Below are 23,188 nucleotides of genomic sequence, written 5' to 3'. Positions count from 1 at the left end.
GTTGTTACCCTTAAAAGCCTTTGCTTTTAAGGGTTTTTTTGTTTAAAAATAGTCGTTAATCGGCCCAATTGCTTTTGAAATTGTCTGCACGACTCTCTAACATGTGTTAAGATAGTTGAAAAAACTTTTTGAACATTCTCTCTTTTGGTCGAAGAGGGGTGTTTGACGTGGAGGCGCAAAGGAATGAATGTGGGACGATTTGTAAAAGACTTAATTCATATTAAACAAACCAATGACTCATTGACTCGTGTGATTGGAGCTGGACTAAGTGTGGCTTTACCTATGTTGATTGGTTTGTGGTCGGGGAATATGAAATTTGGAACGTTAGGAGCGTTAGGGGCATTCGCCTTCTTATCTTATACACCTCTAGCCATTCCAAAATTAGCCAAACGTATTTTAAAAGCTGGTTTAGGTATTATGGCTGGGTTTTATCTGGGATTGCTATCCACTTTAATTCCGTGGACCATTCCAATCGCAATTAGCTTTGTTAGTTTAGCTGGGTTCTTGGTTGTTAGATGTTTACAAATCCCTAATCCGGGTGCCTTTTTCTTAATTATGGTCAGTTCTATGGGAACAGGAATGAAATTAGAATTTAGTCAAATGTTGCCAGCAGTCGGCTATGTCGGTGGCGGTGTGCTAGCCTCTATTTTGATGGCGGTTTTAACAGGTTATATTAACCAGTATTATCTCAAACGTCCGGTAGAGGATAATCATAAGAGTTATAAAGAACGGATTAAATATGCTATCGAACACGACTCTGATTTGTTATTAACATCCATTCATCACGCAGGAATCATCTTTTTTGCCGCGTATATTAGTCAAGCTTTGGGCTTTATGAATCCATACTGGGTAACCATTTCAACAGCAGCTGTCTTGGCAGGTAAAGAAATTCGAATTGTCTTCTATCGAAATGTGCAACGGATTGTAGGCGGATTAGTTGGACTAATTATTGGTTTTTATCTCTTATCCCTTCATTTAGATGTGATTCCAACTATTATTTTAATTGTCATCTTTACCTTTTTAGTAGAATTTTGTATGGTGAGGAATTATGCGGTCGCTAATTTCTTTACTAATCCCGTTTCTCTGATGCTGTCTCATTTGTCGAGTGGTTTGTTTATTACCGATCTCGTTCAGTATCGTTTATTAGGATTAGTAGTAGGTAGTATCATCGGTTTTATCGGTGCAGCCCTAATTGAACTGGGCTTACGTATTAAAGAAAAACGATTTACTTTTTTAAAATAATAAAAAATAAGCCATAGTTTGCATTTTAGCGAGCAAACGGCTTTTTTTTAACGATTTTTTTCATAAAATAACAAAATATGCAAAAATAGTACATGCAATTGCATAGTGAGTTAATGAAGGTTTTAAAAAGAAAGCGTATGCTTTATATGATATAATTTTGGTACAAAGACATAAAGATACTTGTTGCCAAATATTGCTCAAACCATGAGAGGAGATTGGAAATGAAAGTAGATTTAACTGCAAAACCGTATAATCTTGATGCTGAGGGCATTAAGTGGGTTCAAGAAACAATCGCAAACATGTCTGACGAAGAAAAAATTGGTCAATTGTTTATCAATATGGGTGCTGAGCGTACTGAAGAGTACCTAACAGGCGTTTTAAATAACTACCACATCGGTGGTGTTCGTTATAACCCAGGTAAAGCTGACGAAGTTTATGAACAAAACAAAATTCTTCAAGAAAACAGCAAAATTCCAATGTTGATTGCTGCAAATACTGAAGCAGGTGGTAACGGTGCTTGTACAGACGGTACTTATGTAGGACACGAAATCAAAGTTGCTGCTACAAACGACAAAAAGTATGCTTATGAATTAGGCCGTATTTCTGGAATTGAAGCATCTGCTATTGGTTGTAACTGGAGTTTTGCTCCAATCGTTGACTTATTACGCAACTGGCGTAACCCAATCATCTCAACTCGTACATGGAGTGCAGATGTTGATCAAACAATCGAATTATCATTAGAATATATGCGCGGTATCCAAGAGAGCGGAATTGCTCCTGCTGCAAAACACTTCCCTGGAGACGGAATTGACGAACGTGACCAACATTTGTCTGCTGCTCCTAACCACTACTCAACTGAAGAGTGGGACCAAACATTTGGTAAAGTATATGGTTCATTATTTGATGCAGGTCTACCATCAATCATGGCTGGACACATTGCATTGCCATCTTACGTACGCCACTTTAACCCAGAGGCTACTATTCAAGAAGCAAATATGCCTGCAACATTAAGCAAAGAAATCTTAACTGATTTACTACGCGGTAAAATGAACTTCAACGGTGTTGTTGTTACTGACGCAAGTCACATGGTTGCAATGACATCTGTTATGAAACGTAAAGACATGCTACCACAAGCAATTGCTGCTGGTTCTGACTTGTTCTTATTCTTCAACGATCCAGACGAAGATTTCCAATGGATGTTAGAAGGATACAAGAACGGCGTTATTACAGAAGACCGTTTAACAGAAGCGCTAACTCGTATTTTAGGAATGAAAGCAATGCTTGGCCTACATACAAAAGCTAAGACAGAAATCTTACCTCCTAAAGAAGAAGCTATGGCAAAAATTGGTTTAGCTGAAAACCTAAAAATTTCTGACGAAGTAGCTGACAAAGCGATTACTTTAGTTAAAAACAACGAAAACATCTTCCCAATTTCTGCTGATACTAAAAAACGTGTTTTATTAGTAGACGTTGCTGGAACAAAAGGTGGATTCGGAGCGATGATCGGTAACAACGAAAAACCATCTGCTAAATTCAAGGAATTACTTGAAGCAGAAGGATTCGAGGTTACAGTTTGGGAATCAGCTGAAGAACGCATTAACAGAATGCCAGCTGAAGAACGTCAAGCTGCATTACGTAATGTTTATGCACAAAAACGCCCAATCGCTGAATTAACTGATAACTATGACTTAATTATCAACTTAGCAGTTGTTAATCCGAACACAGATCAACGTATTCAATGGCCAGCTTCAAAAGGTACGCCTGATATTCCATTCTACGTACATGAAGTGCCAACAATCTTTGTTTCACTACAAGCACCATTCCACTTAGCGGATGTGCCTCAAGTGCAAACTTACATCAATGCTTACGATGCAAAAGAAAATACAATGAAAGCATTGATCGAAAAAATGTTGGGTCGCTCAGAATTTGTTGGTGTATCTCCAGTAGATGCATTTGCAGGCTTTGAAGACACAAGATTTTAATTAACTTACTAACCCCTTATTAATATTCCCAAAGAACTCACCCATCAAATCAAAACACCCATTAGGCCTACCCAGCCTAGTGGGTGTTTTGTTCTGTAGGAGTTACGAAACTTTACATTTTTTTATACACGCATAGATTGCGCCGCCTTGTTTGAAGTGATAATATGAAAGATATTTAAAACCTATAACTGCATCTGCTGAAAGGGATAAAAACAATGAGCCATGAAATGAATGAAAGAATTCTAAAAGTCATTGAGAAGAACAGCCGCCTAACTGCGGAAGAAATTGCGATTATGCTGGGTTTGGAAACGGATGATGTTGTCCATGCCTTAAAGGATATGGAAGAACGTAAGATTATTTGTGGCTACCATACGCTGGTTAACTGGGATAAAGCTAATGATGATGAAGTTTCTGCTGTTATCGAATTAAAAGTTAATCCGCAAAGAGGCGCAGGGTTCGATAAAATTGCGGAACGCGTTTATCAATTTCCTGAAGTAGACGCTGTTTACTTGATGTCAGGTGCCTATGATTTATTAGTTGAAATGCGCAAAGCGCCGATGAAGGATATTGCTTCTTTTGTGGCACGTCGTTTGTCTACTATTGAAGAAGTACAATCAACCGCAACTCATTTTATTTTAAAACGTTATAAAGACCACGGCACTTTGTTTGTGGATGAAGACAAAGACAAACGGATGGTGGTTTCCCCATGAGAAACCCACTAAGCCAAAAAGTACAAACGATCCAGCCATCAGGTATCCGTCGTTTTTTTGAAATTGCCAATGAAATACCGGGCGTTATCTCCTTAGGGGTAGGTGAGCCAGATTTTGATACACCGTGGATTGTTCGTGATGAAGGAATGTATACCTTGCAAAAAGGGAATACCTTTTATACGGCAAATGCGGGTCTCTTAGAGCTTCGGCAAGAAATCAGTCACTATCTTAACCGTCGCTATCAATTGTCATATGAGGCAAAGGATGAGATTCTGGTTACGGTAGGCGGCAGTGAGGCGATCGATTTAGCCTTACGTGCCATGTTGGACCCCGGTGATGAAGTGATTATTGCTGAGCCATGTTATGTGTCCTATTTACCTTGTGTTGTTTTAGCAGACGGTGTACCGGTCAGCCTCCAATTAAAAGAAAAAAATCAGTTCCGTTTGATGCCGGATGAGTTAGAAGCAGCGATTACGGATAAAACTAAAATTGTTATATTATCTTATCCAAACAATCCAACTGGTGCCATTATGGAAAAAGAAGACTTAGAAGCCATTGCCGAAGTGATTAAAAAACATGATTTGTTTGTTTTGAGTGATGAAATCTATAGTGAGTTATCTTATCAAAATGAACACGTCAGCATTGCGTCCTTACCAGGTATGCGTGAGCGTACGATTGTCATTAATGGCTTTTCGAAGAGTTTTGCGATGACAGGCTGGCGCTTAGGTTACGCTGCAGCTCCTGCTCTTATTATGGAGCAAATGACTAAAATCCATCAGTTTGCTATCATGGCGGCTCCAACTTCAAGCCAGTATGCCGGTATTGTGGCGATTCGTGACTGTGATAAAGAAGTAGCGGAAATGAGAGAAAGCTACGACCAACGTCGTCGTTTCCTAATCGATGCGCTTGATCGCTTAAAGCTACCTTGTTTTGATCCCTACGGTGCCTTTTATGTATTCCCGAATATTTCAGAATTTGGTATGACATCAGAAGAATTTGCGACTCGCTTAGTTCAAGAAGAAAAGGTTGCTGTTGTTCCAGGTAGTGCCTTTGGTGAATCGGGAGAAGGATTTATCCGTATTTCTTATGCCTATTCAATTGAAGAGTTAAAAGAAGCCTTTGTTCGAGTTGAACAGTTTATTAATCGACTACGATTAGAAAAATAGAAAAATAAAAATAGAGGTTCAAGTCGACGGACCTGAACCTCTGTTTTTTTAATAGAAGGGAGCGATAAAAATGAGAAAGCTAATGATTAAAGGTGTCAAAGGTTATCAAAGGCATATTTCACCTCTTTTTGCACCGAGCTGTCGGTATTATCCCACTTGCTCCACTTATATGATTGATGCCTTAAACCAACATGGCGCGATTAAGGGCGGTATTATGGGGACAGCTCGTATTCTTCGCTGCCACCCCTTTATTAAAGGTGGCTATGATCCTGTCCCTAAACGATTTACCATTAGGCGTAATCCCAATGCTGATGAACAGCTCGCAGCCATGCGACAACAAATGGCCAAACGCAGTGAGAACGAGTAGTGATTAACTCTCGACTTGCTGTGTTTTTTTGCGGTCATTTTTAACATTTCGAATGGATGTCTTAATAATTTTGAACATATTACTTTCTGAATAGATTAAAACATTAGATCGATAGAGTAGCAGTGAAATAAAGGTCACCAATACCGTAAAGGCAACCATCACTAGCATGGAAATACCGACCTCAACATTTGATACCGTCTCTGCTGCAATTCGGAAGGGCATAATAAATGGTGAAAAGAATGGAATATGTGAGCCAATCTTAATAATAGGATTTGTTGTACTCGCAAAGGCAAACATCCCACCATAAAAGCCTGCTAAAGCAATAAAAATAATCGGTGTAACAGCTTTAGACACATCTTCAATCTTGGTTACCATTGACCCTAAGAAGGCTGCTATTACAGCAAAAAGGACAATGCCGGCAACAAAGTAGAATAAAGCAACGCCCACCATGCCACTCAATAGATTGACAATATCCAAGTCGCTTGGAATCAGATTTTGAACAAAATCAAATTGAAGGGCAACTGCAAAAACAAGCCCATAAAAAGCAATTTGGGTTAAACAAATCAGAAAAATAGCAGTCAACTTACCAAAAAAGTGGGTGGTTGACGACACACTAGAAAGAACGATTTCCATAATGCGGGTGCCTTTTTCAGATGCAATTTCTTCTGCGATAATACTAGAATAGGTCATGATAAACATGAAAATAGCAATACAGATAAAGTAGGCAGCGCCGGTCTTAATGGCTTCATCAATATTATCATTTTCAATAATGTTGCCGTCATCAACTGCTACTGTTGAGCTGTTAATCGTAGGCGGTGTGTTTAAAGCCATCATATCATCAGAAGAAAGGCCCAATGCCTGTGATTGTAAGTCAAGCTGAACAGCAGCTAGAAGGGACGTGATATAGTTAAGGTCAACTGAATCAAGCCCTGAAACTTCAACAAAATCTGCTGTGATATGGTTGTTATCCGTGTTGACTGACAAATAAGCATCAATTATTTCGGATTCAACTGCTGTACGAGCATCTTCCAATGTTGACAAGCTCTCATCCACTACAAATTGCTCTTCTTCGGCCTGAAACAATTGCTGAATTTCTTGAGAATCACTGATAACAGCGATAGTAGGTACCGAATCGAAACTATTACCAATAAAGTAAATAATGGCTGCGATAATCCCAATCATAATAATCGGACTGAGCATCATTGTAATAAAGCCAACTGATTTTACATTCTTTTTATAAACTTGACCAACAATAATCCAAAACTTATTCATCCTGTTCACCTGCTTTCATACGGAAAATTTCATCAAGTGTTGGTGGCTGTTGGCTAAAAGTAGCAATATAGCCGTTTTTAGTGACCTCTTTGAAAATTTCTCGTCCATAAGCTGGGACCTCTAAATCAATAACTTTAAAGCCATCAGAATTTTCACTAATACGCTTCACACCTGGCATGGCTTGTAGAATATTAGTTGGAATCGGTGTATCTAAAAAGAGTTTTGTTCGTCCAAATTGCTCCCTAATATCTGAAACCGTTCCTTGTAAAACTTGCTTGCCGTTGCGAAGCATGATGAGGTGGTCACAAATTTCTTCTACATTATTCATATCATGGCTGGAGAAAATGACACAAGAGCCATTTTTTCTTAGCTCTTTGATACCTTCTTCTAATAAAGAAGCATTAACAGGATCTAATCCGCTAAACGGTTCATCTAAAATAACCAATTTCGGTTGATGGAGTAAAGTTGCAATGAGTTGCACCTTTTGTTGATTTCCTTTCGAAAGAGTTTTGACCTTATCTGATTTTTTTCCTTTAACTTGAAATTTATCCATCCAATAATCGATTTGTGGCTTCACTTCTTTTTTTGATTTTCCGCGAAGCTGAGCGAAATAAATTAATTGCTCTTCAATTGAAACTTTTGGATACAAGCCACGTTCTTCGGGCAAGTAGCCTACGATATTGTATTCATTTTTTGTCAATGGCTTACCATTCCATAAGACTTGCCCATTATCAGGCGATAAAAAATCGAGAATGAGGCGAAAAGTGGTCGTTTTACCAGCACCATTTTGGCCAATCATCCCCATAATTTCGCCGTCTTCAATGGTGAAACTAACATCGTCAACTGCTTGTAACTTCCCAAAAGACTTTGAAAGGTTTTTCACTTCTAACATCTTTATTTTCCTCCAAATCATTAGAAATTCTTAAGATAAGTCTAACATACTAACGTAGTGCGATGAAATAAAATGTCGAAAATGTTCGAGATAACACAAATCTTTACAATGATTTAACGACTTTGTGGTATGATTTATGAAATAAAAGCTTTTCAGATATAAATGAAGAAATAATTAAAAAAGCTAAAAAGGAGGTAGCTAATGAAACATGTTCCTAACATATTAACGTTTATTCGTTTACTTCTAATTCCGGTTTATTTTATGGTGTTTTATTCAGAAGCTGAACATGCTCTGTTACTGGCACTAGCTATTTTTGTAGTGGCGAGTATTACTGATGTGCTCGATGGTTTTCTAGCTCGGAAATATCAGGTCGTTTCGAAGTTTGGAACGGTGGCGGATCCCTTTGCAGATAAGATGATGCAAGTTTCTGTTCTCTATTCCTTATCAGATATTAGCATGTTAGAAAAATGGTTTTTCTGGATTATTTTAGTGAAAGAGCTTTGTCAAATTTTATTAGGTATTATTATGGTCAGCATGAAACCCAAGATGATTATGTCTGCCAACATTTTCGGAAAAATAACAACGGTATTGGTCTTCGTTACCATCATTTTTGCCGTTTTAAGCTTGCCGGGCGCAACGATTATTCAATTTATAACAGCTGTTTTAGCTATTATTACCTTTACCCAATACGCCTATCATTTTTTAATGGGCTTAAAAGAGCGCAAGCTGGCTAATAAATAAGCCATTTTTAGGAGTGATGATATGGCTAAGAAAAAAGCCAAAACCAATGCTATTCGTATCGTTGAACAAAAAAAGATTGCCTATACGGAACATGAGTACCCCTGGCAAGACGAGCATGTCTCAGGTAAAGAGGTAGCAGAGATTCTAAATGTTGATACTGCGCGTATTTTTAAAACACTTGTAGCAGTGGGCAATAAGACTGGGCCCTTAGTTGCAGTTATGCCGAGTCATACAGAACTGGATTTAAAGAAAATCGCTAAGGTAAGCGGCAATAAAAAAGTAGAGATGCTGCATGTCCATGATTTAGAAGAACTAACGGGCTATATCCGAGGTGGCTGTTCACCAGTTGGGATGAAGAAACTATTGCCAACATATATTGATCAATCCGCCTTAAATTATGAAACAATTACTGTGTCGGCCGGTAGAAGAGGGCTGCAAATGGAACTTTCTCCAACAGATTTAGGTTCATTAGTCAGAGCAACATTTGACTCTATTCATACAAACTAAAACAGAGGTGAATCTTAACGATTCACCTCTGTTTATTTTTTAAACGAGTTCAGGATATGCCTTTAATATGTACTGATGAATGCGTTCAACGGCTTCTTGAAGCACCTCTTCAGATTGGGCAAAGGAGATGCGGAGATAGCCTTCTCCCATAGAACCAAAAGCCGAACCAGGTGTCATGGCAACATGGGTTTCTTGTAATAATTCCATTGCGAAGTCTTGTGACGATTTTCCAAAAGCTTGAATATTTGGAAAAGCATAGAATGCACCTTCTGTTTTTAAACAATGGAAACCAGGGATAGCATTTAAACCATCCACAATCACATGACGTCTGCGGTCATAGGCCATTAAATAGTCCTTAACAATAGCTTGATCGGAGTTTAATGCTTCAACAGCAGCATCCTGAATAAAAGGCGGCACACAAAAGCCAATACCCTCTCTAAATTCAGCCATCCGTTCAATAGCAGCTTCATTGCCGACCACATAACCGACACGCCAACCCGTCATGGCATACGTTTTTGAAAAACTATTGACGATAAAGTGACGGTCTTTGGCAGCAGGAATTTGGAATAAGCTAAAGTGTTCCTTACCATCGTACATGATACTTTCATAAACTTCATCAGACAAAATCGTAATTTGATGGTTATCAGCAACGGCCACAATAGCTTCCATCTCAGCTTGATCTAAAATAGAGCCCATCGGATTGTTTGGCGAATTAATAATTAGTAGCTTTGTTCGATCCGTAATGGCAGCTTCAATATCTTTTGCTTGAATTTTAAACTGATTTTCTTCATAAACAGGCACTTCGACAACCTTTGCGCCTAATCCCATAATTTGGCCTAAGTAGTTCGGATAGTGGGGATTAGCAATCAATACCTCGTCACCCGGATTTAAAACAGACATCATAACGAGCAAGATGCCCTCCGTTGCACCAAAGGAAGCCATGACCTCATCTTTTGAAAAAGCAAAGCCAGTCATCTCCGAATATTTTTTTGAAACGGCGACCTGAAAGGTATCTTCCCCAACATTGTCCCCGTAATGTGTCCGATTTTGTTCGATTGCTTCTATACCTGTCTTTTTGATAAAATCAGGTGTTTCAAAATTAGGTTCTCCCATTGTCAACATAATCGTGTCGTCAAACTGACGCGCCAGCTTCGCCATCTTGCGAATACTAGAAGCTGGATAATGTTTGGAAAGGTTTGACCAATGATACATGCTTACATCTCCTTGTTTCAACTAACGTATTTCTTCTGATTTTATCAGATATTTCAAAGAAAATGAAAAAAACTTTTACTATTTTTTAATAAAAGGCTTGTACTAATGTTTGAAAACGATTAAACTGTAGAAAGACTAAGAAAAGGAGGGTTTACAATGATTGTTATTACTATGAATTTACAACAAATCAAATATTTATTAACCTCCTTCCACGAAGACATTTAATGGGCGTACTATAAGCTAAACGAATTAGTAGGCGCAATCTGTTTAAGGACGGATTGCGCTTTTTTGCGTCCAATTTTAAGTCTTGTTTCATGGAAGGTAGAAATGAGGGAAGTTCAAGTTATGTTTAATGTGATGTTTAAGTTAAAAGATTTTTTTAAAGAAAATCGATTCGATTACGTGGTGTCATTACTAACCATGATCGGCAGTAACGGATTCAGTGTCTTCATTCCTTATATTATCGGGCAACTTATTGATGCCATTATTAAAGATGAACTCACAGGGTCTGCCCTACGTTTGTTTGGGCTATTATTTTTAATTAGTTTAATTGGTGCTTATATTTTAGAATTTATCTGGTCCTATTATTTATTTACAGGCGCTGCTAAACTCCAAGCACAAATGCGATCAAAATTAATGAACCACTTTTTAAAAATGAGAGCGAGCTTTTATGAAAAATTCCGTACTGGTGACTTAATGGCTCGTGCAACGCAAGATGTCCGGTCGATTGCTGATACGGCAGGTTATGGCATGATGGTATTAATGAATGCGACTTTATTTTTAGCAGTCATCGTTCTTATGATGGGCTTGTCTGTCTCATGGAAGCTAACATTTTTCAGTTTATTACCATTAACGATCCTAGCTTACTTATTTGGCAAGTTAGGGAACATTGTTGAGAAACGTTACACAGCAGCTCAAGATGCCTTTTCGTCATTGAATAATGATGTGCTAGAAGTGGTGGATGGTATCCGCGTGATTAGAGCTTACGTGAAAGAGGACGACTATGTCGAAAAATTCCGCCAGCAAACGGAAAGTATGCTAGCCAAGAATAATCGCGTTGCCGATGCCAATGCTTTATTCTCACCGCTCACAAAAGTGACCCTGTCAGTGAGCAACTTGATTTCGTTTGGTTATGGGGCTTACCTAGTCTCCAAAGGACAGCTATCAGTTGGTGACATTGTTGCCTTCCAAATGTATTTAGGAATGATTGTTTGGCCGATTATGTCAATTGGTGAATTGACTAACGTTCTTCGTCAAGGTAGTGCGTCGATGGAACGGGTTGAGACCGTTCTTTCAGCAAACGACAGTATGGAAGCTGATGGGAGTAAGGTTATTGAAACAGTGGATGATATTACTGTTCACGGTTTATCATTTAAGTACCCATCTAGCCAAGATGTGAATTTAGACCAGATTGACGTGGTTATTCCGAAAGGGAAAACATTAGGAATTGTGGGGAAAACAGGTGCCGGCAAGACGACCTTTATTCGCCAATTATTGCGCCAATACCCACTAGGTAGCGGTGATTTAATGGTAGGAACAGAACCGATTTTAGCTTATAAAGGTAAGACTGTTCAAAATCTAATTGGTTATGTGCCGCAAGACCATATTCTTTTCTCTAAGAGTGTTAGGGATAATATCGCCTTTGGGAAAGGGAGTGCCACAGATGATGAAATTATGGCAAGCATCCGAATTGCATCATTTGAGGACGATCTCAAGAAAATGGCTGAAGGGCTAGACACCATGATTGGTGAAAAAGGGGTCTCTATTTCAGGGGGCCAAAAACAACGGATTTCGATTGCTAGAGCCTTAATTAAAGATCCTGAAATTTTAATTTTAGATGATTCTTTATCGGCAGTGGATGCGAAAACCGAACAAAAAATTGTAGAAAATATCAAACAGCTTAGAAGTGGGAAAACGACTATTATTTCTACCCACCGACTTTCAGCGGTTAAACAAGCCGATGAAATTATCGTTATGGAAGATGGAAAAATTATTGAGCGCGGCAGCCACGACGCCTTAATTAGTAGAAAAGGATGGTACTACACCCAGTATCTTCGCCAAGAGTTAAAGGCAGGTGCTGATGAATGAAAACAGTCAAACGACTATTATCTTATATGAAATATGATAAAGGCAAATTTGTCATAGGATTTACATTACTAATCACAGCAGTGATTACCGATTTATATGCGCCCATTGTGGCACAACAATTGATTGATGATGTGATTACACCCTCAGCTGCATCGGGACAATTGCTAACCGACTTGTTAGTGAGATTGCTCGGCTTGTATGCTCTATTAATTGGTGTAACGGCTCTGTTACGCTATCTGAGTTTCTTAATCCTTACAAAGACTGCTAACAAAATTATTAAAATTATTCGTGATCAAGCTTATCGTCATCTTCAAAAACTACCGATCCGCTACTTTGATAATTTACCAGCTGGTAAGGTGGTGTCACAAATTACAAACGACACCGAAGTCTTACGCCAGCAGTTTTATGTGGTGACCATCAGCAATGTCATGCTAAATGTGATTTATGTGATTGGGACCTACATTGCCATTACCCGTTTGCATGTCGGACTAGGCTTATCCTTACTTGTTTTATTGCCACTGATGTATATTTGGCATAAATATTACAGTAAATATGCCGGCCGGTTTAGCCGTAAAGAACGGGAATTGAATAGTGATATCAACGGTAAAATCAATGAATCAGTCCAAGGTATGTCGATTATTCAAGCTTTTCAGCAGGAAGAGAAAGTTTCTGAAGAATTTAATACGATTAATCAAGCTTGGTTTGAAGTTGAACGGAAATACGTGCTATTAGATTCAGCTGCACAATTCACACTAGGCGGTCTGTTGCGTCACGTGACGCTCATGTTCGTTATGTTATTTTTTGGTAGCCAGTATTTAGATGGTATTTTAGGGATTTCGATCGGGACGCTCTATGTGTTCGGTGACTATGTGACACGTTTATATGATCCTATTCAAGGTATTATCCAACAGATGTCATTTGTTCAACAAGCCATCGCAGCCGGTGAACGTGTCTTTACCTTAGTCGATACACCTGCTGAAGAGGATGCGAGTGGTAAATTAGATTTGACAGTAGGGAAAGTTGAATTTGATCAAGTGAGTTTTGGTTACAAAGAAGAGACCAAGGTTTTGAAGGATATTAGCTTTACAGCAAACTCAGGAGAAACGGTTGCGCTTGTCGGCCATACGGGTTCAGGTAAGAGTTCCATTATGAATCTTTTATTCCGCTTCTATGATCCAGATCAAGGTGAAATTCGAATTGATGGACAAAATACCAAATTGGCTTCGCGTAAAAGTGTCCGCCAAGGGATGGGGATTGTCTTGCAAGATCCCTTTCTTTTTACAGGAACCATTGAATCCAATATTACGCTAGAAAATCCAACGATTACCAAAGAAATGGCCCACAGTGCTTTGGAAAAAGTAGGCGGCGACCAAATGTTGCTTCACTTTGAAAAAGGCTTAGATGAGCTAGTCGTTGAAAAAGGGAGTACCTTGAGTTCTGGTCAAAGACAATTAATTTCATTTGCTAGAGCCTTAGCTTATAATCCTAAAATTTTAATTTTGGACGAGGCGACATCTAGTATCGATACAGAGACAGAAGAAATCATCCAACATGCGATGGATGTTTTAAAAGAAGGGCGAACAACCTTTATCATCGCCCACCGTTTATCTACTATCCAGCACGCTGATCAAATTCTTGTCTTAGACAATGGTGAAATTGTTGAAAGAGGGAATCATCAAGAGTTGCTTTTATTAGACGGTAAGTACGCAGAGATGTATCGTATGCAGAAGAAAAGTATTGCTGAAGCGATGTAAAAAGAGACGTAGAGCCATTTGACTCTACGTCTCTTTTTTATTGAACAGGTCGTATATTATAACAATATGGTTCTGATTAAATATTTTACAAAATAAAGATGTAAACGCTTTTATATAGTGGGGTAACAGTCTATAATAGAGATAGTTAGCAATAAAAAGAGCCATACTTTTCTCTTCAAATACAGACAATTAAAAATCTTTTTTGCAAAAATGAAATAATGCTTGCTATACTAGACCCAATAAAATAAAAAGCAATTTAGTGCTAACTAAAAAAACGAGGGAAAATAAAATGGCTACAAAATCAGATCAACCAGTAACATCTAAAGTGCAGTCAATTGATAGAGCAGTCTTTATTTTAGAGACACTAGCAGACGCTAATAGTCTAGGATTAGGCGAGCTAAGTGAAAAAGTTGGACTGCATAAGGCAACGACTCATCGCATTGTCCAATCGCTTATTGAGAATGGCCTTATTGAACAAGTGGAAGAAAATAAACAGTACCGTGTGTCACTGAGAATGTTTGAATTGGGCAATAAGCGTGTTCAAAATATTGATTTTATTAATGTCGCTAAAAGTAACATTCGTCAGCTTTCTGAAGAAATTAACCAGACCGTTCATCTTGTTATCGAAGATAACGATGAAATCCTTTACATCGACAAGTATGGCGATCACCACGAATCGAAAATGCGCTCTAAGATTGGCCTTAAAGCGCCGCTTTATTGTACGGCAGTTGGGAAAGCGATGTTGGCTAAACGGTCCGACAATGAAATTCTATTGTACTGGAGCGATTTAGAAACGGAACAAAAAACAGAGCACACACTAACAAACATTGAACAATTTATGGCAGAAATTGAAAAAGTAAGAGAGGAGGGCTACGCAGTCGATGATGAGGAGTTTGAATATGGCGTTTTCTGCGTTGGATCAATCTTTTCAAGCTACAAAGAATCCGTTGCAGGTGCCTTAAGTATCTCGCTGCCAATTAAAGAAAAACCAAATAAAGAACACTATGTTGCGAAGATTCGTGAGTGTGCGGAAAGGATTTCACAGTTGCTTGGTGGAACTTTGGATTATTAGTGATTAACCGTTGACATAAATTTTAATTCAATTTATAATTAAATCGTTATGTGATACTGCGTTTCACAATGCGAAACAAAAAAAGAAATTGGAGGAAATATAATGAGCGTCAAAAGAGACACTTTAAATCAATTACAAGAAAACTTTTTATTTGCAGTCGTTCGTGGGGCAACTCAAGAAGAAGGCTACGAAGTTTCTAAAGCTGTATACAAAGGCGGCATCAAAAATATTGAAGTAACCTTCTCAACACCAAATGCTGAACAAGTTATGCGTCAGTTAGCTGATGAATTTGCTGGAACAGACATGGTTGTTGGTGCTGGAACAGTACTTGATGATGTTGCTGCTCGTATTGCAATCCTAAACGGTGCGAAATTCATCGTAAGCCCATCATACAGCGAAAAAATTGCGAAAATGTGTAACTTATACACTGTTCCTTACCTACCGGGTTGTGGCTCAATTACAGAAGTAACAATGGCTCTTGAATCTGGTTGTGAAGTTGTTAAATTGTTCCCAGGTGGTTTATTAGGCCCAGGATTTATTAAAGACTTACACGGTCCGATTCCATGGGTTGAAGCAATGCCTTCAGGTGGCGTTTCATTAGATAACATGGACAAATGGATTGCTAACGGCGCTTGGGCTGTTGGTGTCGGAAGTGCCTTGACAAAAGACTTAAAAACTGGCGGTTACGAAGCTGTTGAAGCAGCATCAAAAGAATTTGCTGATAAATTAGCAACAATCTTAGCTGACAAATAAGCAACCACTGTTTGAATTTTATTTGAGAAAGAGGGGACTTACCGGATGTCATTTATCCATGATAATTTTATGCTCCAAACAGAGACAGCTCAGCGTCTCTATCATGACTTTTCCAAAGATATGCCAATCTTTGATTACCACTGTCATCTATCACCACAACAAATCGCTGAAGACCATCAATTCAAGAATGTAACGGAATTATGGTTAGGTGGCGACCATTACAAATGGCGTGGGATGCGTGCAATGGGAATCGACGAACGATTGATTACAGGCGACGCTTCTGATGAAGAGAAATTTGAAGCATGGGCTTACGCTTGTGAAAACGCAGTAGGGAACCCGTTATTCCATTGGTCTGCATTGGAATTAAAACGCTATTTCCACATTGATGAATTACTAACCAGCAAAAACTGGAAAGAAATTTATGATAAATGTAATCAAGTTATTGAAGAAGAACAGTTAACAGCACGTAAACTGATTAAAAACTCAAACGTTACATTTGTATGTACAACAGATAATCCAACAGATGATCTTGCTTGGCACAAACAAATTGCTGAAGACGAGAGTTTTGATGTCGCTGTTTTGCCAGGATTCCGTCCTGACGAAGCATTTGCTATTCAAGATGCTGCTAAATTCACACGTTTCCTAGGAAACATGAAGCAAGTTACTGGCAATGATATGGATAGCTTTACTAGTCTACTAGCTGGCCTTGAAGAACGTATTCAATATTTCGCTGATCATGGCTCAAACATTTCTGACCATGGTTTAACAACCATTCATTATGTTGAAGCAAGTGATGAAGAGATTGAAGCAATCTTCCAAAAAGCTGCTAATGGTGAAACTGTTTCTAATGAAGAATATGCAAAATACCAAACAAAATTATTCGTTGAATTAGGTAAAATCTACCACGCTAAGAAATTCGTGATGCAGTTGCACTTCGGCGCAATTCGTAATAACAACAGACGTATTTTCAACAAGCTTGGACCAGATGCAGGTGTTGATTCAATTACAGACCAACCAAATGTGAGTTATGCTTTAAATAACTTAATGGGTGCGATGGATGAAAATAACCAACTACCTAAATTTATTATTTACCCATTAGATCCAACTTACTTTGACTTAGCAGGTACTGCAGCAGCTAACTTCCAAATGAATTCAGAAGGAATTAGAAGTAAAGTACAACTTGGTTCAGGTTGGTGGTTCAACGATACAAAATACGGTATGTTGAAACAATTGAAATCTTTATCTGAAGCAGGTCTACTAATGAACTTTGTAGGTATGCTAACAGATTCAAGAAGTTTTGTTTCTTACACACGTCACGAATACTTCCGTCGTCTACTATGTGACTTTATCGGTGACTTAGTTGAACGCGGTGAAATTCCAAATGACGATGCACTGTTAGAAAAATTAATTAAGAATATTAGTTACAACAATGCAGTTGAATACTTTGAATTTAAAAAATAAAAAATAGAGAATAAGGAAGTGTTTCAATATGGAAATGTCATTCAGATGGTACGGTCATGATGATCCAGTTACTTTAGCAAATATTCGTCAAATTCCTGGTATGAAAGGAATTGTTACAGCAATTTACGATATTCCAGTTGGAGAAGTTTGGCCACTAGAACGCATCAAAAAATTACAAGCTGACGTAGAAGAACATGGCATGTACATTAACGTTATCGAGTCTGTTCCAGTTCACGAATCAATCAAAATCGGTCGTCCAGATCGTGATAAATATATCGCAGCATACAAAGAAACACTAAAAAACTTAGGTGAAGCTGGAATCCCAGTTGTATGTTACAACTTTATGCCAATCTTTGACTGGACTCGTTCAAACCTAGCTTACGAATTACCAGATGGTTCTAACGCTTTAATCTTCGACGAAGAAGAAGTAAACAAAATGGACCCACGTACATTATCACTTCCAGGTTGGGATGAGAGCTACACACCAGAAAGCATGAACGCATTGATGGATGAGTACAAAGAAGTTGATGAAGAAAAACTATGGGAAAACCTAGAATACTTCATCAAAGAAATCATGCCAGTTGCTGAAAAAGCAGGCGTGAAAATGGCGATTCACCCAGATGATCCTCCATATTCAATCTTTGGTTTACCACGTATCATCACAGGTGGCGAAGCATTAAACCGTTTCATCAACTTGTATGATTCAGAATATAACGGTGTAACATTATGTGTTGGTTCTTACGCATCAGATCCTAAGAACGATACAATCGCAATTCTAAAAGACATGTTAGCTAAAAAACGTGTTAACTTTATGCATGCACGTAACATCAAACTTGTTGGTGGACGTTCATTCGAAGAATCAGCTCACCTTTCAGAAATGGGTTCAATCGACATGTACGAAGTTGTTAAAGCATGTGTTGAAGCTGGATTCGAAGGCGCAATCCGTCCTGACCATGGTCGTATGATCTGGGGCGAAACAGGAAAACCAGGTTACGGTTTATATGACCGCGCATTAGGTGCAACTTACCTAAACGGTTTAGAAGAAGCAGTTAAGAAAAACCTAGCAGCTCAAAACAAATAATTTCATGAAGTTCTCACGCCCCCTCTATTAAAGAAGGGGCGCGGGATTTCTATCACTTAAATTAAAAGGAAGAGGTTCATTATTATGACAAATCCATTCTTACATGACTTTACTGATAAAGTTGTTGCAGTTACAGGTGCTGGTGGCGTTCTATGTTCAGATTTCGCAAAAGCATTCGCAAAAGCAGGTGCTAAAGTTGCATTACTAGACTTAAACGAAGAAGCTGCACAAGGCTACGCAGATGAAATCGTTGCAGCAGGTGGGGTAGCGAAAGCATACAAATGTAACGTTTTAGATAAAGAATCAATCGAAGCTGCTAAAGCTGGTATTGACGCTGACCTAGGAACTGTTGATATCTTAGTTAACGGTGCTGGCGGTAACAATGCGCGTGCTACAACAGATAACGAATTCCATGAAGCAAACATGCCAGAAGGAACTAAATCATTCTTTGATTTAGATCAAAGCGGCGTTGAATTTGTATTTAACTTAAACTTCTTAGGTACTTTGTTACCAACTCAAGTTTTTGCTAAAGACATGGTTGGTCGCGATGGAGCAAACATCATCAACATTTCAAGTATGAATGCTTTCACGCCATTAACTAAAATTCCTGCATACTCAGGAGCTAAATCTGCTATCTCTAACTTTACACAATGGTTAGCAGTTCATTTCTCTAAAGCAGGTATCCGTTGTAATGCTATTGCACCAGGATTCTTAGTATCAAACCAAAACCGCGACTTGCTATTCGAATCTGATCACGAAACATTAAAACCTCGTGGACAAAAAATCATCAACAATACGCCAATGGGTCGCTTCGGTGAATCAGAAGAATTATTAGGCGGACTAATGTTCCTAGCAGACGATAAAGCAGCAAGCTTTGTTAACGGTGTTGTATTACCAATCGACGGCGGATTCTCTGCATACTCAGGTGTGTAATTCAATTTCATATTGCTTAATTAGTTTATAACGAAAGGGGCCAGGTAGATCTAACTTCATAGGATGAAGGAAATCTATCTTGCCCCTTATTATTATGTAAAACGTTTTCGGTAAATCAAGGAGGAAACCCTAATGACAGAAAGATTTTTAACTTTTGAAAAACAAAATGACTTTTTAGTTTGTGTCGACTCAGATGGTTGTGCAATGGACACAATGGATGTCAAACATGAACGTTTCTTTGGACCATTCTCAGCAGATGTTTATGGTATTAAAGATCGCGAAACATATTTAGAAGATTGGAACCGCATTAACCTATTCTCAAGTACACGTGGCGTTAACCGTTTCAAAGCACTTGTGATGGCTTTAGTAAACGCACAAGAACGTGGCGAAGATGTTGGTGATATTACAGCATTAAGAGAATGGGCTGAAACAGCAAGTTCATTATCAAATGATGCGATTGTAGAAATTTTAGCAACTAACCCATCTGATGACTTTGAAAAAGCATTTGACTGGAGTAAACGTGTGAATCACGCAATTGAAACAGAATTAGTTGGCGAAGACCGCCCATTCGATGGTGCTAAAGAAGGATTGGAACATATCACAAAACTTGCTGACGTTGCTATCGTAAGTTCTGCAAACCGTGAAGCAGTTGAAAGTGAATGGGAGCGTCATGGTCTATTAGACTCAGTAGATGCCTTCTATGCACAAGACCGTGGTAGCAAAGCTGAAGCAATCGCAGATTTATTAACAAAAGGCTACGATGAAAAACACGTTTTAATGGTTGGGGATGCACCTGGCGATGAAGCAGCTGCAGATAAAAATAACGTTTCTTATTTCCCAATTCTATTTGGACAAGAAAAAGCATCATGGGATCGTTTAGTGAACGAAGCACTACCTAAATTCCTAAATGGTGAATTCACACAAGAATACCAAGATAGCTTGAAAAAAGAATTCCACGAATTATTAAGCAAATACGACTAATTTTATAATAAAGGAGTGTTTCAAGTGGCTAAGCTAGTAGACTTAACAAAAAAACCTTATAACCTTTCTGCTGATCAAATTAATTGGGTAGAAGATATTATTTCAAACATGACTGATGAAGAAAAAGTTGGTCAATTGTTTGTTAACTTATTCTTCCCTGGTAAAGATGAATACAGCGGTAACGCATTAACTAATGAACAAATTGTTCAAAAATATCATATCGGTGGTGCACGTTACAAAGGGCAAGATTCAGAACAAGTACAACATTTATTAAATGAATTACAAAGCTATAGTAAAGTTCCTCTATTAGTTGCGGCTAACTGTGATGCTGGTGGTAATGGTGCAACAAATGACGGAACATACATTGCTTCTGGTGCACAAGCTGAGGCAGCTGGAGATCCATCTGTTGCTTATAATGCTGGTTATGTATCAGGTGTTGAAGCGACAGCGTTAGGTGTTAACACTAACTTTGACCCATGTGTGGATATTTTACAAAACTGGCGTAATACAATCGTTAATACACGTGCTTACGGTACAAACGCTGATTCAGTTATCAAGTATACCAATGCTTACTTGGAAGGCTTAACTCAAAGTGAAATTATCCAGTGTATCAAACACTGGCCAGGAGATGGAACAGAAGAGCGCGACCAACATTTAGTGTTAGGCGTGAATGAACTGTCTGTTGACGAATGGGAAGACTCATTTGGTCGTGTTTACCGTAATCATATCGACAATGGCGTTGAAATGATTATGGCAGGACACATTGCACTACCAGAATATCAAAAAATATTAGATCCAAGCTTGGAAGATAAAGATATTCTGCCTGCTACACTAGCGCCAGAATTAATCCAAGACTTATTGAAAACAAAATTAGACTTCAACGGTATGGTTATTACTGATGCTGCTCATATGTTGGGTATGACATCTGCTATGCGCCGTGAAGACTATGTTCCACAATCGATTGCAGCTGGTTGTGACATGTTCTTATTCTTCAATGACATTGAAGAAGACTACATGTTTATGATGAATGGCTACAAAAATGGTGTGATTACGGAAGAACGTATGACAGATGCTTTGCGTCGTATTCTTGGACTAAAAGCAAAACTAAACCTTCATGTTAAAAAAGCAGAAGGAACATTGTTGAAAGATAAATCTGAATTAGACGTCATCGGTTGTGACAAGCATTTGGAAATGCGTGCTGACGCAGCTGATAAAGGTATTACATTGGTAAAAGATACACAACAAAACCTACCAATTAGCCCAGAAACTCACCGTCGTATCCAACTTTATTATCTAGAAGGTGAGAAGAATGCCGTTAACGCTACTTCTGACCAAGACAATACGTTGAATTTTATTGTTGAAGAATTAGAGCGCCGTGGCTACGAAGTGACTGTTAACGATGGTAACACACGTGTGAAAGGGAAAACCCTAGAATACCGTGAAAATGTTGATTTAGCGTTAACCATTTCTAATGTAGCTGGTTATGGTGCACAAAATAACTACCGTATCCAATGGAAGACAGCCATGTCGAATGAAGTGCCTTGGTATGTGTGGGAAGTACCGACTGTTTTTGCGTCGTTAAACTTTACGACTCACTTACACGATGCAACAATGGTGAAAACTTATATTAATGCCTACAATGATAACGAAGAAAATATCCGCCAATTATTTGATAAGTTGGAAGGTAAATCTGAATTTAAAGGCACACCAAATGAAAATGTTTGGGCCAACAAATGGCAAGCTAAACTGTAGAGTAACGATTAGTTTCAGTGCGAGTAGAATTGTTCTCCTCGCCTTTTTTGAATAAGTGATAAGGAGGACAGCTTTTGGATAATCTAATCTCTGCAGTCAGACTTCTTGGGCCGAGGGATAATAGTGAAGAGGCGCGAATGAATAGAGAAATGTTTGATAGCTTTCGTGTCATTAAGAGGGGAACAACGGACAGTCATGAACCAGAATATGAAGCTGATTATATTGACTTCCATACCCATGATTACTACGAATTCGTTCTACTACATGGTGGACAGTGTCGTTTTTTAGTAGGAGACACTTTCCATGACCTGAAACCTCGAACCTTACTCATGTTTGATGGAAATATGATTCACAAAGCCTACCCTTATGGTGATATTAATAGCTATGAGCGGAGCTTACTTCATTTCAGAAAAGATTGGTTGAAGCCTCTTTTAAATGGTCTTGAAATTGAAGGACTGCTGGATACCTTTGAAATCAATAAAAATGGCTTTGCTATGCAACTTGGAATGAAGGAAGAAGCGGTTGTTGAAAATTTTATTGCTCAAATTGATGCCATTTGGTGTAATTATTCGAAAGAACTAACAGACCTAGAGGATGTGCAACTACGACTATTAACAACTCAATTTCTGATTTATTTGAATCAATTAGAGATGCCTCATACTCATGAGGGGACGGAAAATCGACAATTAAGTGAAAAAGAGCAATTAGTTGAAAAAATTTCAACCTATCTGTTTGCTAATTATCAAGAAGAAATCACAATTGAAGATATTGCCTATGAAATTGGTCTGACCAGATCATATATGTCTCATTTATTTAAAGAAATCACCGGCTATACCATTATGAATTACTTGATGTCTTATCGCTTATCGCAAGCGCGACGGTTGCTCGTACAAGAACCTAAACAGTCAATTAAACATATTGCTAATAGCTGTGGCTTTATGAGTGAAGCACACTTTAGTCGCTTTTTTAAACAAAAAATAGGTATGACACCGAGTCATTACCGTAAAAATAATCAATTAGAAGACGAGTAAGAGAAGACCGGTTATGTGAACCGGTCTTTTTAGATTGCGTACTCTCAGTCAATTTTGGGAATTTGTAAGCAATGAGGGTCATTGTAATTATGAAAAGGATTACGTTATACTATTAACAGTTATTGCAATGGAAATTGCATAGAAGAATCACGTTTATGAAAGCGATGTTATTTGAGAGACTGGTAGAAAGA

At 38.4% G+C, this 23,188-nt stretch carries 20 protein-coding genes and 1 pseudogene; 17 read left to right on the top strand and 4 right to left on the bottom strand.

What is annotated here, in order from left to right:
* Positions 1–183 precede the first annotated feature (183 nt).
* The 5 genes from G7057_RS03275 (at position 184) to yidD (ending at position 5,467) form a co-directional block, all read left to right on the top strand.
* Complete coding sequence (locus G7057_RS03275) at positions 184–1,242, top strand: FUSC family protein (RefSeq protein WP_166161309.1); 1,059 nt, start codon at positions 184–186, stop codon at positions 1,240–1,242.
* A 221-nt stretch (positions 1,243–1,463) separates the two neighbouring features.
* Positions 1,464–3,224 (top strand): glycoside hydrolase family 3 protein, encoded by a 1,761-nt coding sequence (locus G7057_RS03270; RefSeq protein ID WP_166161307.1) that lies wholly within the window; start codon positions 1,464–1,466, stop codon positions 3,222–3,224.
* Positions 3,225–3,451: 227 nt separating this feature from the next.
* A complete protein-coding gene (locus G7057_RS03265) occupies positions 3,452–3,934 on the top strand; it encodes an Lrp/AsnC family transcriptional regulator (RefSeq protein ID WP_227004639.1) in 483 nt (160 codons plus the stop codon).
* Positions 3,931–5,100 carry an aminotransferase class I/II-fold pyridoxal phosphate-dependent enzyme gene (locus tag G7057_RS03260; protein ID WP_166161303.1) on the top strand — a complete coding sequence of 390 codons (1,170 nt, stop codon included), beginning with the start codon at positions 3,931–3,933 and terminating at the stop codon, positions 5,098–5,100. Before G7057_RS03265 ends, G7057_RS03260 begins: the two co-directional genes overlap by 4 nt.
* A 70-nt stretch (positions 5,101–5,170) precedes the next feature.
* Complete coding sequence (gene yidD / locus G7057_RS03255; protein ID WP_166161301.1) at positions 5,171–5,467, top strand: membrane protein insertion efficiency factor YidD; 297 nt, start codon at positions 5,171–5,173, stop codon at positions 5,465–5,467.
* A gap of 3 nt (positions 5,468–5,470) precedes the next feature.
* On the opposite strand, the gene G7057_RS03250 is transcribed toward yidD, so the two are convergent.
* The 3 genes and pseudogenes from G7057_RS03250 to G7057_RS03245 all read right to left on the bottom strand — a co-directional run.
* Entirely contained in the window at positions 5,471–6,739 is a 1,269-nt protein-coding gene (locus G7057_RS03250) for an ABC transporter permease (RefSeq protein ID WP_166161299.1), read from the bottom strand.
* On the bottom strand, positions 6,732–6,941 hold the full coding sequence (locus G7057_RS11980; protein WP_373788386.1) for an ATP-binding protein DrrA1-3 family domain-containing protein: 210 nt from the start codon (positions 6,939–6,941) through the stop codon (positions 6,732–6,734). Before G7057_RS11980 ends, G7057_RS03250 begins: the two co-directional genes overlap by 8 nt.
* 5 nt (positions 6,942–6,946) lie before the next feature.
* Positions 6,947–7,631, bottom strand: a pseudogene (locus tag G7057_RS03245) (ABC transporter ATP-binding protein); the annotation flags it as partial.
* 201 nt (positions 7,632–7,832) lie between these two features.
* On the opposite strand from G7057_RS03245, the gene G7057_RS03240 reads away from it, so the two are divergent.
* Positions 7,833–8,372, top strand: coding sequence for a CDP-alcohol phosphatidyltransferase family protein (locus G7057_RS03240; protein WP_166161295.1), 540 nt, complete (start codon positions 7,833–7,835; stop codon positions 8,370–8,372).
* 21 nt (positions 8,373–8,393) lie between these two features.
* Positions 8,394–8,879, top strand: coding sequence for a Cys-tRNA(Pro) deacylase (gene ybaK, locus G7057_RS03235; protein WP_166161293.1), 486 nt, complete (start codon positions 8,394–8,396; stop codon positions 8,877–8,879).
* Positions 8,880–8,918: 39 nt separating this feature from the next.
* On the opposite strand, the gene G7057_RS03230 is transcribed toward ybaK, so the two are convergent.
* Positions 8,919–10,091, bottom strand: a complete 1,173-nt coding sequence (locus tag G7057_RS03230; protein ID WP_166161291.1) for a pyridoxal phosphate-dependent aminotransferase — start codon at positions 10,089–10,091, stop codon at positions 8,919–8,921.
* A 327-nt stretch (positions 10,092–10,418) separates the two neighbouring features.
* On the opposite strand from G7057_RS03230, the gene G7057_RS03225 reads away from it, so the two are divergent.
* The 10 genes from G7057_RS03225 to G7057_RS03180 all read left to right on the top strand — a co-directional run bounded on the left by G7057_RS03225 (position 10,419) and on the right by G7057_RS03180 (position 22,997).
* Positions 10,419–12,179 (top strand): ABC transporter ATP-binding protein, encoded by a 1,761-nt coding sequence (locus G7057_RS03225; protein ID WP_227004638.1) that lies wholly within the window; start codon positions 10,419–10,421, stop codon positions 12,177–12,179.
* On the top strand, positions 12,176–13,933 hold the full coding sequence (locus tag G7057_RS03220; RefSeq protein WP_166161289.1) for an ABC transporter ATP-binding protein: 1,758 nt from the start codon (positions 12,176–12,178) through the stop codon (positions 13,931–13,933). The genes G7057_RS03225 and G7057_RS03220 overlap by 4 nt, the downstream gene beginning before the upstream one ends.
* A 289-nt stretch (positions 13,934–14,222) precedes the next feature.
* Positions 14,223–15,005 (top strand): IclR family transcriptional regulator, encoded by a 783-nt coding sequence (locus G7057_RS03215; RefSeq protein WP_166161287.1) that lies wholly within the window; start codon positions 14,223–14,225, stop codon positions 15,003–15,005.
* Between the two features lie 102 nt (positions 15,006–15,107).
* Positions 15,108–15,758, top strand: a complete 651-nt coding sequence (locus G7057_RS03210; RefSeq protein WP_166161285.1) for a bifunctional 2-keto-4-hydroxyglutarate aldolase/2-keto-3-deoxy-6-phosphogluconate aldolase — start codon at positions 15,108–15,110, stop codon at positions 15,756–15,758.
* A 45-nt stretch (positions 15,759–15,803) separates the two neighbouring features.
* The gene (gene uxaC / locus G7057_RS03205) at positions 15,804–17,219 is read left to right on the top strand and encodes a glucuronate isomerase (protein WP_166161283.1); all 1,416 of its coding nucleotides are present in this window, start codon (positions 15,804–15,806) and stop codon (positions 17,217–17,219) included.
* Between the two features lie 28 nt (positions 17,220–17,247).
* Positions 17,248–18,300, top strand: coding sequence for a mannonate dehydratase (uxuA, locus tag G7057_RS03200; protein ID WP_166161281.1), 1,053 nt, complete (start codon positions 17,248–17,250; stop codon positions 18,298–18,300).
* Positions 18,301–18,384: 84 nt separating this feature from the next.
* Positions 18,385–19,233 (top strand): SDR family oxidoreductase, encoded by an 849-nt coding sequence (locus G7057_RS03195; protein WP_166161279.1) that lies wholly within the window; start codon positions 18,385–18,387, stop codon positions 19,231–19,233.
* Between the two features lie 132 nt (positions 19,234–19,365).
* Positions 19,366–20,214: an HAD family hydrolase gene (locus G7057_RS03190; RefSeq protein WP_166161277.1), complete on the top strand. Its 849-nt coding sequence runs from the start codon at positions 19,366–19,368 to the stop codon at positions 20,212–20,214.
* A 24-nt stretch (positions 20,215–20,238) separates the two neighbouring features.
* Entirely contained in the window at positions 20,239–21,966 is a 1,728-nt protein-coding gene (locus G7057_RS03185) for a glycoside hydrolase family 3 protein (RefSeq protein WP_166161275.1), read from the top strand.
* A 74-nt stretch (positions 21,967–22,040) separates the two neighbouring features.
* The gene (locus tag G7057_RS03180; protein WP_166161273.1) at positions 22,041–22,997 is read left to right on the top strand and encodes a helix-turn-helix domain-containing protein; all 957 of its coding nucleotides are present in this window, start codon (positions 22,041–22,043) and stop codon (positions 22,995–22,997) included.
* Positions 22,998–23,188: the final 191 nt, after the last annotated feature.

It is taken from the genome of Jeotgalibaca arthritidis (assembly GCF_011100465.1).
Lineage (GTDB): Bacteria > Bacillota > Bacilli > Lactobacillales > Aerococcaceae > Jeotgalibaca > Jeotgalibaca arthritidis.
Note: the sequence above shows the minus strand (reverse complement) of the source record. Positions and strands in the feature narration are given on the sequence as shown.